Consider the following 916-nt stretch of genomic DNA (forward strand, 5'->3'; position numbering starts at 1 on the left):
GATCTTACCCAGCAACAGTGGACACTAGTTTAAGCGATCATTCGAGATTCAAAGACCTCAGGACTGATCATCCCTATAGCACTGTGCCGCCGTTGCTTGTTGTAGTCGAGTTCGATGTATTCAAACACCTGACGTCTCATATCGCTTCGCGTTTTAAATTGCTCTCCATGGATCGCTTCAACCTTGAGGCTATGGAAGAAGCTTTCGGCACAGGCATTATCATAACAGTTACCTTTGGCGCTCATGCTGCACTTAAGCTCATGCCGAGTAAGCAGCGATCGGTAAAGCGTGGAACAGTACTGACTGCCTCGATCCGAGTGGACAATGACGCCTTTGGGCATTTTGCGTTTCCATAGTGCCATCTGTAGCGCGTCACAGACAAGATCGGCCGTCATGCGCTCACTCATTGCCCAACCGACCACTTTACGAGAGTAAAGATCAATGAGTACTGCTAGGTAAAGCCAGCCTTCGCTCGTCGCCAGATAGGTGATATCACCCACCCACTTTTGATTGGGAGTTGAGGCCGTGAAGTTTTGCGCTAGTAGATTAGGAGCCACCGGCAGCGAATGCCGAGAGTTGGTGGTGGCCTTAAACTTACGGGCTGCTTTAGCGCGCAAGCCCTGACGCTGTAAGCTGGCGGCGACCGTCTTACGGTTGATTAGCACTCCATCATCGTGCAGGTCCAGGGTTAATCTCGGGGCGCCTGAGCGGCCTTTACGCTGGTGAAAAGCATCAGCTACACGCTGATCGAGAATGGCTTGCTCGCTGCGTCTTGGAGACGGGACTCCTTCGCGCTGCTGCCAAGCGTAGTAGCCACTTCGGGCGACCCCCATAACATGGCACATGCGTTGAACGCTGAATGCCTGACGATGACGATGGATAAAGGCGTACTTCACTTCAGGCTCTTCGCAAAGTA

The 916-nt window shown here is 52.4% G+C and carries 1 protein-coding gene; it reads right to left on the minus strand.

Annotation, left to right across the window (positions count from 1 at the left end):
- Positions 1–29 precede the first annotated feature (29 nt).
- Positions 30–916: IS3 family transposase (locus ACT3TC_RS17090; RefSeq protein ID WP_444641153.1), on the minus strand; the 887-nt coding region annotated here is incomplete at its 5' end.

It is taken from the genome of Halomonas sp. AOP27-A1-41 (genome assembly GCF_052378605.1).
Classification (GTDB): Bacteria; Pseudomonadota; Gammaproteobacteria; order Pseudomonadales; family Halomonadaceae; genus Vreelandella; species Vreelandella citrativorans.